This is a genomic window from Streptomyces sp. NPDC051563 (assembly GCF_044454225.1).
In the GTDB taxonomy this organism is placed as follows: Bacteria; Actinomycetota; Actinomycetes; order Streptomycetales; family Streptomycetaceae; genus Streptomyces.
Map to the genome: position 1 here is coordinate 77,047 of NZ_JBITDL010000018.1, position 15,059 is coordinate 92,105.

The window sequence follows — 15,059 nt, forward strand, 5'->3', positions numbered from 1 at the left end:
CCGCGCCGCCGCCCCTACTCCCCGGCGGCTCCCGCCCCCGCTCCCGCTTCCGTTTCCGCCCCGGTCACCGGCTCCAGGAACCCCTGCTCCACCAGCATCCGGATCGCCTCGGGCGTCCGGTCCCGCAGCACCACCGGGTCCTCCTCCACCAGCTGGGCGATGGCGTCCAGAATCCGCCCCGCGCTCAGTGATCCGTCACACACCCCGGCGAAGCCGGCCCCGACCGTGTCGACCTTGGTGGCGCGCCGCATGCCCCGGTTCTGCCGCAGCACGACGTGCTCCGGATCCTCCGCGCCGGGCGCGCCGACCTGCTCCTGCACCACCTCCGCGGTCAGCCGGAAGTAGCCCGTGAGCAGGGCCGCGTCATCGTGGTCGCGCAGGTAGTCCTGACGTGCGAAGTGGGCCACGACGGCCTCCCCGAGGGGCTGTTCCACCGAGTGCGGCCACTCCTCGACCACGATCGACGGCTCCGCCGCGTCGCTGCGCCGCAGCGTGATCCAGCCGAAGCCGACCGCCTTGGTCTTGCGGGCTTCGAACTCGTCGAGCCAGTCCTCGTACCGCTGTTCGTACTCGGCGGGGTCGGTGCGGTGGTCGCCCGCGTCGCGCAGCCACAGCTCCGCGTACTGCGTCACGTCCTGCACGTCGCGCTGCACGATCCAGGCGTCGCAGCCGCGCGGCACCCAGGCCCGGACCCGGTCGTGCCAGTCCTCGCCGTCCACGTGCTGCCAGTTGCCCAGGAACTGCGCGTATCCGCCCGGGTTGAGCCGGGCCCCGGCCTCCTGGACCAGGGTCCGGCACAGGTCGTCGCCGCCCATCCCGCCGTCCCGGTACGTCAGCCGGGCCCCGGGGGAGATCACGAAGGGCGGATTCGACACGATCAGGTCGTACGTGGCCCCGCCGACCGGCTCGAACAGCGACCCGGCGAGCAGTTCCGCCTCGGGGGCCCCCGACAGCGCCAGCGTCAACCGGGTGAATTCCAGGGCCCGCGGGTTGACATCGGTCGCCGTGACCCGGGTCGCGTGCTGCGCGGCGTGCAGCGCCTGGATGCCGGATCCGGTGCCGACGTCGAGCGCCGAGCCGACCGGCGTGCGGATGGTGATCCCGGCCAGCGTCGTGGAGGCGCCGCCGACCCCGAGGACCACGCCCTCCTCGCGATGGCCGATCCCGCCGGCCCCGCCGACGGCGCAGCCAAGGTCGGAGACGATGAACCAGTCCTCGCCGTCCGGCCCGCCGTACGGGCGCACGTCCACGGTGGCGTGCAGTTCGTCGCCCTCGCGCCGCAGCCAGCCGTCGGCGAGCGCCGCGTCGACGGGCAGGGCGGCCGCGGCGTGCGCGTACGGCACCGGCTGGCGCAGCAGGAACAGCCGGATCAGGCTCGCGAGCGGCCCGTCGCCGCTGCTCCGCGTGGCGCGCAGGGCGGGGACCGTCTCGCTGCGGGCCAGCGCGGCGTACGCCGGGGCGCCGAGCAGGTCGAGCAGCCCGTCGGCGGTGAAGCCCGCGGCGAGGAAAGCGGCGCGGAGCTCGGCCGCGCGGGCCGGCGAGGGGAGGCGGACGGGCAGGCCGGGGGGAAGGCTGGTGGTACTCACCCGCCCATTGTGGCCGCTGCCGCCGCCATTGCCCGCGCCACACGGCCTTCGGCGTGGGCGGCCGCCGGCGCCGCGAGCTCCCGCCCGGGGGGACGCACCCCGGGACGGGCCCCGACGGGGCGCAGCTCCGTAAGGCCGGACCCGGCCTCGCACGCGTCCCCCGACGCCTCCGGCCCCGGCGCGCGTCCCCGGCCGCGGACGCGCGACCCCGGACATGCGCCGGGGCGGCCCGGTCCCGAAGGAGCCCGGCCGCCCCGGCGTTGCGGCGCCGCCGCCAAGGCGGCGGTCCGCACGGGTACTTCTAGGACTTCGCCGGCGACGGGGTCGCCACCTGGCAGCCCTTCTGACCGTTCATCGCCTTGTCGAGCCCGCCCGCCTTGAGCTGGTCGAGGGCTTCCTTGCCGCCCTTGGTCGCTTCCTCCAGGCCGCCCGCCACGTCCTTGAGGCCCTCGGCGAACTTGCCCTGGTCCTTGGCGTCGAGGGCGTCCATCTTCGTCTTCAGGGCGGTGTAGCCCGCGGACGTGGACTCGAAGCCCATGACCGCCGCGGCCGAGGTCTTCTCGCCGTCCTTGACGGGCGGAACTCCCGCACTCGTGAGGGCCGTACCCATCGCCTTGTACGACTCCGACATGGTCCCGAAGGCCGCCGAGTCGGTCGACTGGACCTCCTCGGGCTTGCTGCTCTCGGTCGCCACCCGCTTGATGTCGGCGTTGGCCTGCTCGATCTTCTTGAGCTCTGGCTGCCAGCTGTCGCAGACCTTCTTGGCCCAGGCGTCGGTCTTCTTGTCGCCGTCGTCCCCGCCGCAGCCGGACAGGACGAGCATCAGCACCGCAGCGCCCGATACCGCGGCCGCAAGCTTCTTGTTCACCGGATTGGTCCCTTCGAAGGCTCTCGGCCCGGAAGATACACGTCCACCATCCGGGAAACGCAAAGGCGGACGGACGGCGCGTCAGTCCGCGCCCCCCGTCCGCCGTTCGGGCGTACGGTCGAGTCGTGCCGGCCGGGCCCGGGAGTGCCGGGTCAGAGCCGCAGGAGCCGGGTCAAGCCCGCGAGGGCCCGGCCCGCCGGAGCCCGGCCCGCGAGGGCCGTCTGCGCGGCGGCCGTCTCAGGAGGAGACCGCCGTCGCCGGGTCGCCCTGCTGGGCCGTCCGCTCCGCGGTGGCGCCTTCGCCCGCCCCGTCGTCGCCCACGGAGATGCCGCGGCGCTTCGAGACGTACACCGCGCCGACGATGACGCCGATCGCGAGGACCGCGACGATCGCCCGTACCGTCGGGCTGGCGTCCGCTCCGTAGCTGAACTGCACGATCGCGGGGGCGATCAGCAGCGCCACCAGGTTCATGACCTTGAGCAGCGGGTTGATGGCGGGACCGGCGGTGTCCTTGAACGGGTCGCCGACGGTGTCGCCGATGACGACGGCCTCGTGGGCCGCGCTGCCCTTGCCGCCGTGGTGCCCGTCCTCGACGAGCTTCTTCGCGTTGTCCCACGCACCACCGGAGTTGGCGAGGAAGACCGCCATCAGGGTGCCGGTGCCGATCGCGCCGGCGAGGAAGGAGCCGAGGGCTCCGACGCCGAGCGTGAAACCGACGGCGATCGGGGTGAGGACGGCGAGCAGGCCGGGCGTGGCCAGTTCGCGCAGGGCGTCCTTGGTGCAGATGTCCACGACGCGCCCGTACTCGGGCTTCTCGGTGTAGTCCATGATCCCGGGGTGCTCCCGGAACTGCCGGCGCACCTCGTAGACCACCGCGCCGGCCGAGCGGGAGACCGCGTTGATGGCGAGGCCGGAGAACAGGAACACGACGGCCGCGCCCAGGATCAGCCCGACCAGGTTGTTGGGCTGCGCGATGTCCAGGCTGAGGTTCATCTCCCCGGCGGTCTTCGCGCCGACCTCCTTGACCGCGTTCGCGATGGCGTCGTTGTACGAGCCGAAGAGCGCGGCCGCGGCGAGCACGGCGGTGGCGATGGCGATGCCCTTGGTGATGGCCTTGGTGGTGTTGCCCACCGCGTCCAGGTCGGTCAGCACCTGCGCGCCGGCGCCCTCGACGTCCCCGGACATCTCCGCGATGCCCTGGGCGTTGTCGGAGACCGGGCCGAAGGTGTCCATGGCGACGATGACGCCGACGGTGGTGAGCAGGCCGGTGCCGGCCAGCGCCACGGCGAAGAGCGCCAGCATGATCGAGGTGCCGCCGAGCAGGAACGCCCCGTACACGCCGAGGCCGATGAGCAGCGCCGTGTAGACGGCGGACTCCAGGCCGACCGAGATGCCGGCGAGCACGACCGTGGCGGCGCCCGTCAGGGAGGACTTGCCGATGTCCCGGACGGGACGGCGGTTGGTCTCGGTGAAGTAGCCGGTGAGCTGCTGGATCAGCGCCGCGAGCACGATGCCGATGGCGACGGCGACCAGCGCCAGGATCCGCGGGTCACCGGAGTGCCCGGAGATCGCGGCGTCGTCGACGCCGACGAGCTCCTTGTAGGTGCCCGGCAGGTACGCGTAGACGGCGATCCCGACGAGGACCAGCGAGATGGCGGCCGAGATGAAGAAGCCGCGGTTGATGGCGGTCATTCCGCTGCGGTCGGTGCGGCGCGGGGAGACCGCGAAGATGCCGATCATGGCGGTGACGACCCCGATGGCGGGGACGATCAGCGGGAAGGCCAGGCCCAGGTCGCCGAAGGCGGCCTTGCCGAGGATCAGGGCCGCCACGAGGGTGACGGCGTAGGACTCGAAGAGGTCGGCGGCCATTCCCGCGCAGTCTCCGACGTTGTCGCCCACATTGTCGGCGATGGTCGCGGCATTGCGCGGGTCGTCCTCCGGAATGCCCTGCTCGACCTTGCCGACCAGGTCGGCGCCGACGTCGGCGGCCTTGGTGAAGATGCCGCCTCCGACACGCATGAACATCGCGATGAGCGCGGCTCCGAGGCCGAAGCCCTCCAGGACCTTGGGCGCGTCGGCGGCGTAGACGAGCACGACGCAGGAGGCGCCGAGCAGGCCGAGGCCGACGGTGAACATGCCCACCACGCCGCCGGTGCGGAACGCGATCCGCATGGCCTTGTGGGAGACCTCGGTCAGGTCCTTGGCGGGCTCGCCCTCGGCGGGGGTGGCCTCGCGCGCGGCGGCGGCGACGCGCACGTTGGCGCGGACCGCGAGGCGCATGCCGATGTAGCCGGTGGCGGCCGAGAAGATGGCGCCGACGAGGAAGAAGGCGGAACGTCCCGCCCGCTGCGTCCAGTCGTCGGCGGGGAGCAGGAACAGCAGGAAGAACACGACGACGGCGAAGACGGCGAGAGTGCGGAGCTGCCGGCCGAGGTAGGCGTTGGCACCTTCCTGGACGGCGGCGGCGATCTCCTTCATGGAGTCGGTTCCCTCGTCGGCCGCGAGGACCTGGCGGACCAGGATCTGCGCGACGACGAGCGCGGCGAGGGCCACGGCCGCAATGACGATCACGATGAGCCGATTGTCATCCGTGAGTACTGCTGATGCCAGGTCTGTGGTGCGACCCGGCGCGATAGGGGTGAAGAGCCCCGTCATTCGTCCTCCTTGACGTGATGAGCTCAAGATGTGGACGGATTGTAGGGAGCGGGACCCGATCAAAACAGTACGCAGGAAACGGAATTGGCTCGCACTTGCTCCTCACCAATAGATCTGGTCACTCCATTACCCTCGAAAGCGGTAACGGGGCAAAAGCATTGACGCTTGATCAGCGATCAATAAACCTCGCGGAGAACGATCACATAATTGATCTACAGCCACTCAAAAGGCCCTGCTAGGCAGCCCGTTGAAAAAGATCGGACGATACGCCGCCCCCCGCGGCGGAACATCACCGGCGCCCCCGCCGGGCCGCCTCCGACGCCTTACCGGCACCCGCCCGGTCCCCCGCCGCCAGACGACCGGCCTCCGGGAACGCCCCGCGGCAGACCCCACCCGGGGCACGAAACCGACGGGGAAGCCCCAAACCAGGAAGCCGGAACCAAAACCCGCCGGGCACCCACAGACCCCCCAGGCCCCACAGACCCCCGCAGCCCCAGAGCCCCACACGAGGCACCGCCGCCGCGCGGGCGGCACCAAGCCCCCGGGCAGCACGAAAACCCGCCGGGCGGCACAAGGCCTCCCTGCGGGGCGGGCAGCGATGGGACGGCGAGGTGGGGTCCGGGCCGGGCCGGGGAGCCGCCGGTTACCCGGTCACGGCAGGCCAGCAGGCCGGTTACGGCCGGCCGACAGGCCGATTACCCGGTTACGGCAGTTCGGAGGTCCCCGAGACGGGCCAGCTCATCCGGATGGTCCCGCCGCTCTCCCCGCTGATGACATCGACGTCATCGACCAGGCCGCTGATCACGGCAAGGCCCATCTCGTCCTCGCCGTCCGCGTCGGGGTCCAGGACGGCATCGATTCCGGGCACGGCGTCGGCCGGGCCGCCGGCCGGTCCGGGTACTTCGTCGCTGACCTCGATGGAGAACACCTTCTCCTCCTCGGTCAGCACCACCCGGACGGGCGCGGTCAGGCCGTTGGTGCGGTGCAGTCCGACGGCACGCGAACAGGCCTCGCCCACGGCGAGGCGGACCTCGTCGAGGACGGCTTCCTCCACGCCGGCCCGCCGCGCCACGGCGGCCGCGACCAGGCGGGCCGTCCGGACGTGTTCGGGCTGGGCGCTGAAGCGCAGTTCAACGGTGGCCATGCGCGTCCCCCTCGGACTACGGGCGTGCCTTACAGGGGCCCGGACCGCTTGTGGTCCGGTACCCCCCGCTCCATCATCGGCCGGTTCGCAGCCGAACGCCGTCAGTCGGTGGCGTTGACGGCGTCTTCCACCGAGTTGTGGATCGGAAACACCTTGGTCAGGCCGGTGATTCGGAAGATCTTCAGGATGCGCTCCTGGTTGCAGACCAGACGCAGCGAGCCCTCGTGCGCGCGGACGCGCTTGAGGCCTCCCACGAGCACACCAAGCCCGGTGGAGTCGAGGAAGTCCACTCGCTCCATGTCGACAACCAGGTGGTAGCTGCCGTCGTTCACCAACTCGACCAACTGCTCGCGCAGCTTGGGCGCGGTATACACATCAATCTCGCCACCGACCTCCACGACCGTACGGTCGCCGACAGTGCGAGTCGACAGGGACAGGTCCACGGATCCTCCAGCACCTTGCTATCGAGCGGCGCCCCCCAGGGGCCTCCCCACCCGAAGGCGGGCGAGGGATTGGCTGCCGCGATGGCATTCAATCACTTACCGGCAGGCGCGCACGACGCCTTCGGTCCATTGTCCCGCACGCCGGTGACACACTCGGTTCCAATGGCCAACACTCACCGTCCCGGTCGGCCCACGGCACCCGAGGACATCAGACCCACCCCCGGCACGGTCCTGGACCGTCTGTCACGGGGGCCTTCCCGAGCTGCGCGCATCACCCATACGGAGCACTTGCCCCCTCGGGAGGGTCGTCATGCGGTCTGGCCCGATCGCATCCGAACGGATGTCGTAGCCGCAATTCAGGCCGCCGGGATCGACCATCCGTGGGAGCACCAGGCCGCCGCCGCCGAGCACGCCCTCGACGGCGAGTCCGTGGTCGTCGCCACGGGCACCGCCTCGGGCAAATCGCTGGCCTACCTCGCGCCCGTGCTCTCCGCCCTCGCCGACGGGGCCGAGGCACCCAACGGCCGGGGCGCGACCGCCCTGTACCTGGCCCCGACCAAGGCCCTGGCCGCCGACCAGCGCCGGGCCGTACGGGAGCTGGCCGGCCCCCTCGGCAACGCCGTCCGGGCCGCCGTCTACGACGGGGACACCCCGTTCGAGGAACGCGAGTGGGTGCGCCAGTACGCCAACTACGTCCTCACCAATCCCGACATGCTGCACCGCGGGATCCTCCCGGCCCACCCGCGCTGGTCCTCCTTCCTGCGGTCCCTTCGCTACGTGGTCATCGACGAGTGCCACACCTACCGGGGCGTCTTCGGCTCCCACGTGGCCCAGGTCCTGCGGCGGCTGCGCCGGCTGTGCGCCCGCTACGGCTCCGATCCCGTGTTCCTGCTGGCCTCCGCCACCGCGAGCGACCCGGCGACCGCGGCGTCCCGGCTGACGGGCCTGCCGGTGGTGGAGGTGTCCGACGACGCCTCCCCGCGCGGCGAGGTCGTCTTCGCCCTGTGGGAGCCGCCGCTGACCGACCTCAAGGGCGAGCGGGGCGCCCCCGTACGCCGCACGGCCACCGCCGAGACCGCCGACCTGCTCACCGACCTGGTGGTCCAGGGCGTCCGTACGGTCGCCTTCGTCCGGTCCCGGCGCGGCGCCGAGCTGATCGCGGTGATCGCCCAGGAGAAGCTCGCCGCCGTGGACCGCTCGCTGCCCCGGCGGGTCGCGGCCTACCGCGGCGGCTACCTGCCCGAGGAGCGCCGGGCCCTGGAGCGGGCCCTGCACTCCGGCGAGCTGCTCGGGCTGGCCGCGACGACCGCCCTGGAGCTGGGCGTGGACGTCTCCGGCCTGGACGCCGTTTTGATCACCGGCTACCCGGGCACCCGGGCCTCCCTGTGGCAGCAGGCCGGCCGGGCCGGACGCTCGGGCCAGGGCGCGCTGGCCGTCCTGGTCGCCCGCGACGACCCGCTGGACACCTACCTGGTCCACCACCCCGAGGCCCTCTTCCGGCAGCCGGTCGAGGCCACCGTCCTGGACCCCGACAACCCGTACGTCCTGGCTCCGCACCTGTGCGCGGCGGCCGCCGAGCTCCCACTGACGGAGCCCGACCTCGACCTCTTCGGACCGGCCGCACGCGAGCTCCTCCCCCAGCTCGAAGCGGCGAAGCTGCTGCGCCGCCGGGCCACGGCCTGGCACTGGACCCGCCGGGAACGGGCCTCGGACCTCACCGACATCCGGGGCGGCGGCGGACGCCCGGTCCAGATCGTCGAGGCCGCCACGGGCCGGCTGCTGGGCACCGTCGACGAGGAGGCCTCCCACACCGCCGTCCACGACGGGGCGGTCCACCTCCACCAGGGCCGCACGTACCTGGTGAAGCACCTGGACCTGGAGGACTCGGTCGCGCTGGTCGAGCAGGCGGACCCGCCGTTCTCCACCACGGCCCGCGATACGACCGCCATCTCCGTCCTGGAGACCGAGACGGAGATCGCCTGGGGCCGCGGCAGGCTCTGCTTCGGCTCCGTGGAGGTCACCAACCAGGTGGTCTCCTACCTGCGCCGCAAACTGATCACCGGCGAGGTGCTCGGCGAAGCCAAACTGGACCTGCCGCCCCGGACCCTGCGCACCCGGGCCGTGTGGTGGACGGTCACCGAGGACCAGCTCGACGAGGCCCGGATCAACCCGGAGATCCTCGGCGGCGCCCTGCACGCCGCCGAGCACGCCTCCATCGGCCTGCTCCCGCTCTTCGCCACCTGCGACCGCTGGGACATCGGCGGGGTCTCCGTCCCGCTGCATCCCGACACCCTCCTCCCGACGGTCTTCGTCTACGACGGCCACCCGGGCGGTGCGGGCTTCGCCGAGCGCGCCTTCCACACGGCCCGCGCCTGGCTGACGGCGACCCGGGACGCGATCGCCGCCTGCGAGTGCGAGGCCGGTTGCCCTTCGTGCATCCAGTCCCCCAAGTGCGGCAACGGCAACGACCCCCTGCACAAGCGCGGCGCCATCCGCCTCCTCACCCACCTCCTCTCGGAACCCCCGCCCGCCACCCCACTACCGACCCCCTGAGCCCACGGGAGCCCCGGGGCCGGGTACTCCGGGCCCGATCCTCCGGGCCGGGGCCCCAGGCCAGGTGCTCCGGGCCGGGGCCCCAGGCCAGGTCCCCGAGCCAGGTGCCCCGGGCCGCCGGGAACCGACAGGCCGGCCCCTCGCCCGCCACCCCACCACCGGCCCCCTGAGCGAGCCCTCGGGCCGGGTGCTCCGGGCCGGGGCCCCCAGGCTGGGTCCCGGGCCATGTCCCCCGGGCCGCCGGGGACCGCCAGGTCCGCCCCTCGCCCCGCGACCCCGCCACCGGCCCCGTGAGCCCTGCGGGCGCCCCCGGCCCGGGGTCCGGGCCCAGCAACCGGACCGTCGGCCCTCGGGCCGGCAGGGGGGAACTCAGGCTTCCGCTTTCACCGGCGATTGGCTGAATATCGCCCCTGACGCCGCCCAAACCGGGACACCCGGCCCTGAACCCGCCCCGACGCCCGCAGGCCCTCCCAGCAGCACTCCCGGGCCCCCTCGGCCCCTCCCGGAAGAGAGACGGGCCGCCCGCCCTCCCGGAGGCCCCCTCAACGGGACTCCCCGGCCAGCGGTGGGCCCGCGCGGGAGTGCAGCTCCGGTCCGAAGGGGCCCGCCCGGACCCGGGCGGTGACCTCCGCGACCTCGCCCGTCACCGTGCACCCGGTGACCTGGGCGCCCTGCGCCACCGCCACCCGTACCGCCGTGGCACAGGCGGCCTCCGGGCCGTGGGCCCAGGTCGCCGCCGCGGCGAGGGCGGCCAGGTCGGCGGCGGCCGCGGCCCGGTGCCGGGAGACCACGGCCTGCCCGAGCAGGAGCACCCCGCCGAACACCGCCGCCAGCACGGTCGCCACCAGGACCCCCCACACCGTGGCCGACCCCCGGTCCCGCGGGTCGGCCCGCGCCCCGCTCACGGCGGCGGCCCCACGGTGTCCTCGGCCAGGGCGGCGGCCAGGGCGGTGAGGCGGACCGGCAGCTCGGCCGGGCCCGGGGCGGGAGCCGAGACGCTGACCCGCCACAGGTCGCCCGTCCGCGAGAGCTCCACCCGCGCCCCGGGCGGGGCAGCAGCCCGGGCCGCGGCCACCACCGCGCCCGCCGGCTCCGACCGGGCCGCCGCCCGGGCACCGGCCCGAGCGGCGTCCACACACCGGATCTGCGCGGCGGCCGCCATGAGCGCCCACACCAGCAGCCCCGCGAACAGCACCAGCGCCGGAATCACCAGGGCCGTCTCCGCCGTCACGAATCCGCGGTCAGAACGGCGCATCGAGCGCCTTCCCGATGGTCGACTGAAGTGCCGTGGAAACCAGTTCACTCGTCACCACCTTGTACAGGACGGCCGCGAACGCACAGGCCGCGATCGTGCCCATGGCGTATTCGGATGTGGTCATTCCCGCATCACCCCGACGGCGCCTCAGTCCCGCCAGTCCCTTCAGTACCGTCCGCATCCGAAACCAGATGATCGACATGACAACCTCCCGTTGATTCGACTTTTTGACGTGCTCTCAGATGGTCATTTCAGGTGGTCATTTCAGGTGGCGAATGCGGCCGGCCGGCAGCCGATCTCAAGCCGGTGATTCGCCCGGTCATTCGCCAGGTCATTCAGGCGCGCCTCACGTGCCGGACAGGAGCCCGGAGGCCATTCCGATCACCACCGGCGCCACCCCCAGCGCGAGGAACGCGGGGAGGAAGCACAGGCCCACCGGTGCGGTGACGAGGACCGCGGCCCGCTGCGCCCGGGCCCCCGCCCGGCGGGCGCGGTCCGCCCGGAGCGTCGAGGCGAGCCGGGAGACCGATTCCGCGGCGGGCGCCCCCGTCCGCGCGGAGCGCTCCAGGCATTCGGCCAGGGCGCGGGCTCCCGGTATCTCAGCCAACCTCCCCCACGCGGCGCCCGGTTCGCCGCCGAGCCGCAGCTCCGCCCCGGCCATCGCGAGCCGCTCGCCCACGGGGCCGCCCAGCGACTCCCCCACCGCCTCGGCGGCGTCCACCGGCCCGGCTCCGGCCGCCAGACAGGCGGCCAACAGGTCGGCGGCGAAGGGGAGCTGACGCTCGGCCTCCCCGGGGTCGAACCCCGCGGCCGGCCTTCGCCGCGCGAGCCACCTGCGGAGCGCGAAGCCCGCGGCACAGCCGGCCGCCACACCCGGGAGCCCGCCGATCAGCACCCAGGCCGCGGCCAGCGCTCCGGCCGGCCCGGCCCAGGCCGTCAGCTCCGCCCGCAGCCGGGGCCCGAACAGCGGCCGCCTGCGCGGTGCCTCCACCGCGAGCAGCCGGGTGAGCCGGCGCCTGGCCGCCCGCGCCCTGAGCCGCGCCGCCACCAGCGATGCCGCGCACAGTGCCGCCGCCGCGAGGCACAGGGCCGTCCCCAGCCTGTGGACGGCGAGGCCGCCCGTCACCGCTCCCCCGCCCGGACGATCCGCCCGCACCACAGCAGCCCCAGCGCTTCCAGCGCCGCGCCCGCCAGCAGGCAGCCCCATCCCACCGGCGTGTGCAGGAGCACCCGCAGCGGATCGGCCCCCAGCGCGGTACCGATCAGCAGACCGACCCCGGGGAGCAGGGCCAGCACCGCAGTCGTCGATCTGGCTCCCGTGAGCTGGGCGCGCAGTGATTCCTCCCGGTCCCGCTCGGCCCTCAGCGCCCCTTCCAGCCGGTCCAGTCCGGCGGCCAGCCCGGCGCCGCCGTCCACCGAGACCCGCCAGCAGGCGGCCATCGCCGCCAGCCCCTCCGCGCCCGGCTCCCGCGCCGCCTGCCGCAGTGCCGCGACGACGTCCCCGCCGAAGGCAGCAGCCGCCAGGACCCCGGCCTCCTCGGCTCCCGGGCCGCCGGGGCCCGACACCGTGCGGCGCATCGCCTCGGTCAGTGCCCGGCCCGGCTGCGCACCGGCGCGGAGCTCGCCCACCACCGCGCCGCACAGGGCCACCACTTCGGCGGCCCGCGCCGTCCGGGCCCGCGCCCGCCGACCGGCCCGCAGCCACCGGCGCACCAGGGGCACGGCCGCCGCACCCGCGAGCAGCGGGATCACCGAGCCGCCCAGCAGCGCGAGCACCAGCCCGGCCCCGAGGCAGGCCCACTCCCGGCCGTGCGCGGCCCGGACCCGGACTCCGGCCGCCAGCCGCTCCCACGGCGCGGGCCCCGCCGGGACCGGCCGCCCCGGGCCGGCCAGGACCGCCCGGGCCCGCCGGGACTCCCCGTCGGCCCCGGCGAACGCCCGGGCCGCCGCCGCGGCGCACAGCACGGCGGCGAACACCGGCACCGCCGCCACCGCCCCGGCGCTCACCGGGCACCCGCGAGCAGCGGGCGCAGCCGCTCCCAGCCCCGGTCCCGTACGAACCCGCGGGCGCCCCAGCGCAGCGCCGGCACGGTGACCACGAGCCCGGCGGGATCCCGCTCCAGGACGTGGACCTCGGCGACCCGGCGCCGGCCGGCCCGGTCCCGTACGAGGTGGACCACCAGGGTCAGGGCCGCCGCCAACTGGCTGTGCAGGGCTGCCCGGTCGAGCCCCGCGGCCGTCCCGAGGGCCTCCAGGCGGGCCGGTACGTGGGCGGCCGCATTCGCGTGGACCGTGCCGCAGCCGCCCTCGTGACCCGTGTTGAGGGCGGCCAGCAGGTCCGCGACCTCGGAGCCCCGGACTTCGCCGACGACGAGCCGGTCCGGCCTCATCCGCAGCGCCTGGCGGACCAGGTCGGCGAGGGTGACCTGGCCGGCGCCCTCCTGGTTGGCCGGCCGGGTCTCCAGCCGCACCACGTGCGGATGGTCGGGCCGCAGCTCGGCGGAGTCCTCGGCGAGCACGATCCGCTCCCCGGGGCCGACCAGCCCGAGCAGGGCGCTGAGCAGCGTGGTCTTGCCGGTGCCCGTCCCTCCCGAGATCAGGAAGGACAGGCGGGCCCGCACCATGTCCCGCAGCAGCCGCTGTCCGCCGGGCGGCAGCGTGCCGGCCGCGACCAGTTCCTCCAGCGTGAAGGCGCGCGGCCGCACCACCCGCAGGGACAGGCAGGCCGATCCGACGGCCACCGGAGGCAGGACGGCGTGCAGGCGGGTGCCGTCGGGCATCCGGGCGTCCACCCAGGGGCGGGCGTCGTCGAGGCGGCGCCCGGCGACGGCGGCGAGCCGCTGGGCGAGCCTGCGCACGGCGGCGGCATCGGTGAAGGTCACCCCGGTCAGCTCCAGTCCGCCGCCGCGGTCCACCCACACCCGGTCGGGGGCCGCCACCAGGACGTCGGTGACCTCGGGGTCGGCGAGCAGCGCCTCCAGCGGTCCGGCGCCGACCAGTTCGGACCTCAGCTCGGCGGCGGCGCCGAGCACCTCCGCGTCGCCCAGCAGCCGGCCCTGGGCCCGCAGGGCCGCCGCCACCCGCGCCGGGGTGGGCTCCGCACCGCTCTCGGCGAGCCGCTGGCGCACCGCGTCGAGGAGCACGGTGGTCATGCCGTCACCCCCTGGGCGGAGCCGAGCGCACGCTGCCAGAAGCCGTCGCAGAAGCGGGCGAGGGCGCCGCGCCCGTGCGATCCCGGGGGCTCGCCCTCGGCCACCCGGCCCGGCAGGCCCACCTCGACCGGTACTTCTCCGGCCAGCGGCACCCCCAGCAGTCCGGCGACGGCCTCCGCGTCGAGTCCGCCGGGCGCGGGGCCCCGTACGACCACGCGGACGTCACGGGCCACCATCCGGACCCCGGCGGCCACCCGGCCGGCCGCGGCCACCGCCCGCAACTCGCCCCGCACCACCAGCAGCACCAGATCGAGCTGTGCGAGCACCTCGGCCACGGCTTCGTCGACCCGGCGCGGCAGGTCGACCACGACGACCCCGCCCCGGCGCCGCGCGGCGGCCACCACCGAGCGCATCGCGGCGGGCGGCACCACCACGCGGTCCCCGCGGTCCCAGCTGAGCACCCGCAGTGCGTGCAGCTCGGGCAGGGACTCCGCCAGGGCTCCGGCGCCGACGCGGCCGCGCGAGGCGGCGAAATCGGGCCAGCGCAGCCCTTCGGCGGCTTCGCCGCCGAGGAGGACGTCCATGCCTCCGCCGAGGGGGTCGCCGTCGATGAGGATGGTCCGCTCCCCGGCCCGGGCGGCCCGCAGGGCCAGTGCGCAGGCGAGCGTGGAGGCTCCGGCTCCGCCGCTGCCCCCGATCACCCCGACCGTGAGGGCGGGGCGCCCGGCCCCCTCCACGACATCGGCGATGCGGTCGACGAGCCGGTTCTCGGCGTCGGGGAGGGTCAGGACCTCCTCGGCGCCGATCTCCACCGCCCGCTGCCACACGTGGGGGTCGTCCAGATCCCGGCCGACGAGGAAGACCCCGTCCCGCCGGGGTGCGCCGCGCACCCGCCGCGCGGCATCGTCGCCGACCAGGACGAGCGGCGCCGATTCCCAGCCCACGCCCGCGACGGCCACGGCGCCCGCGCCGCTCCCGCTCCTCGCGCTGCTCCCGTCGCCCCCGCCGCTCCCGCCACTCCCGTCGCCACCGCCGGCACTGCCGTCACCGCCGGCTCCGCTTTGCTCGGGCACCGCATGGTGCACGTGCGGCTCGGCCCCCGCGGCGGCGCACAGCCGCAGCAGGTCGTCGAGCAGCAGGGGGTCCTCGGTGATGATCAGTGGCCGCCCACCTGCGGCCACGGCCCCGCCGGCCCCGGGATGCGGCCCGGCCCCGCCCGCCATCGCGAGATCCCGGACTTCACACGACTTCGATCCAGCCATGATCTCCGCCTCCTTCTCACAGCAAATCCAGCGCCGCGGACTTCGCGGCCGGAATCACCGTGACGGGATCGCGAAAAAGAAGTGGATCTTGCTCTAAAACCGTGGAGGGCCGCCCCATTGTGAATAACCCGCTCACCCCAA

At 74.6% G+C, this 15,059-nt stretch carries 13 protein-coding genes; 1 reads left to right on the top strand and 12 read right to left on the bottom strand.

Features of this window, described 5'->3' with window-relative positions:
• Nucleotides 1–14 precede the first annotated feature (14 nt).
• The 5 genes from ACIA8F_RS22265 to bldG all read right to left on the bottom strand — a co-directional run bounded on the left by ACIA8F_RS22265 (nucleotide 15) and on the right by bldG (nucleotide 6,696).
• Nucleotides 15–1,586 carry a methyltransferase gene (locus tag ACIA8F_RS22265; RefSeq protein WP_399381110.1) on the bottom strand — a complete coding sequence of 524 codons (1,572 nt, stop codon included), beginning with the start codon at nucleotides 1,584–1,586 and terminating at the stop codon, nucleotides 15–17.
• A gap of 301 nt (nucleotides 1,587–1,887) precedes the next feature.
• On the bottom strand, nucleotides 1,888–2,454 hold the full coding sequence (locus ACIA8F_RS22270) for a small secreted protein (RefSeq protein ID WP_399381112.1): 567 nt from the start codon (nucleotides 2,452–2,454) through the stop codon (nucleotides 1,888–1,890).
• 237 nt (nucleotides 2,455–2,691) lie between these two features.
• Nucleotides 2,692–5,109 carry a sodium-translocating pyrophosphatase gene (locus ACIA8F_RS22275; protein ID WP_399381113.1) on the bottom strand — a complete coding sequence of 806 codons (2,418 nt, stop codon included), beginning with the start codon at nucleotides 5,107–5,109 and terminating at the stop codon, nucleotides 2,692–2,694.
• Nucleotides 5,110–5,812: 703 nt separating this feature from the next.
• Complete coding sequence (locus ACIA8F_RS22280) at nucleotides 5,813–6,253, bottom strand: ATP-binding protein (RefSeq protein WP_399381114.1); 441 nt, start codon at nucleotides 6,251–6,253, stop codon at nucleotides 5,813–5,815.
• A gap of 101 nt (nucleotides 6,254–6,354) precedes the next feature.
• Complete coding sequence (gene bldG / locus ACIA8F_RS22285) at nucleotides 6,355–6,696, bottom strand: anti-sigma factor antagonist BldG (protein ID WP_243339893.1); 342 nt, start codon at nucleotides 6,694–6,696, stop codon at nucleotides 6,355–6,357.
• Nucleotides 6,697–6,777: 81 nt separating this feature from the next.
• Here bldG and ACIA8F_RS22290 point away from each other — a divergent pair, with 81 nt between their 5' ends.
• The gene (locus ACIA8F_RS22290) at nucleotides 6,778–9,249 is read left to right on the top strand and encodes a DEAD/DEAH box helicase (protein ID WP_399381116.1); all 2,472 of its coding nucleotides are present in this window, start codon (nucleotides 6,778–6,780) and stop codon (nucleotides 9,247–9,249) included.
• A 542-nt stretch (nucleotides 9,250–9,791) separates the two neighbouring features.
• Here the strand turns inward: ACIA8F_RS22290 and ACIA8F_RS22295 are convergent.
• The 7 genes from ACIA8F_RS22295 to ssd form a co-directional block, all read right to left on the bottom strand.
• On the bottom strand, nucleotides 9,792–10,154 hold the full coding sequence (locus ACIA8F_RS22295; protein ID WP_399381117.1) for an Rv3654c family TadE-like protein: 363 nt from the start codon (nucleotides 10,152–10,154) through the stop codon (nucleotides 9,792–9,794).
• A complete protein-coding gene (locus ACIA8F_RS22300) occupies nucleotides 10,151–10,504 on the bottom strand; it encodes a TadE family type IV pilus minor pilin (protein WP_399381119.1) in 354 nt (117 codons plus the stop codon). The genes ACIA8F_RS22295 and ACIA8F_RS22300 overlap by 4 nt, the downstream gene beginning before the upstream one ends.
• Nucleotides 10,491–10,706, bottom strand: a complete 216-nt coding sequence (locus ACIA8F_RS22305; protein WP_399381120.1) for a DUF4244 domain-containing protein — start codon at nucleotides 10,704–10,706, stop codon at nucleotides 10,491–10,493. Before ACIA8F_RS22305 ends, ACIA8F_RS22300 begins: the two co-directional genes overlap by 14 nt.
• A 144-nt stretch (nucleotides 10,707–10,850) precedes the next feature.
• On the bottom strand, nucleotides 10,851–11,630 hold the full coding sequence (locus ACIA8F_RS22310; RefSeq protein ID WP_399381122.1) for a type II secretion system F family protein: 780 nt from the start codon (nucleotides 11,628–11,630) through the stop codon (nucleotides 10,851–10,853).
• Nucleotides 11,627–12,511 carry a type II secretion system F family protein gene (locus ACIA8F_RS22315; RefSeq protein ID WP_399381124.1) on the bottom strand — a complete coding sequence of 295 codons (885 nt, stop codon included), beginning with the start codon at nucleotides 12,509–12,511 and terminating at the stop codon, nucleotides 11,627–11,629. The genes ACIA8F_RS22310 and ACIA8F_RS22315 overlap by 4 nt, the downstream gene beginning before the upstream one ends.
• Nucleotides 12,508–13,656 (bottom strand): TadA family conjugal transfer-associated ATPase, encoded by a 1,149-nt coding sequence (locus ACIA8F_RS22320; RefSeq protein WP_399381125.1) that lies wholly within the window; start codon nucleotides 13,654–13,656, stop codon nucleotides 12,508–12,510. Before ACIA8F_RS22320 ends, ACIA8F_RS22315 begins: the two co-directional genes overlap by 4 nt.
• Nucleotides 13,653–14,879 (bottom strand): septum site-determining protein Ssd, encoded by a 1,227-nt coding sequence (gene ssd, locus ACIA8F_RS22325; RefSeq protein WP_399381278.1) that lies wholly within the window; start codon nucleotides 14,877–14,879, stop codon nucleotides 13,653–13,655. The genes ACIA8F_RS22320 and ssd overlap by 4 nt, the downstream gene beginning before the upstream one ends.
• Nucleotides 14,880–15,059: the final 180 nt, after the last annotated feature.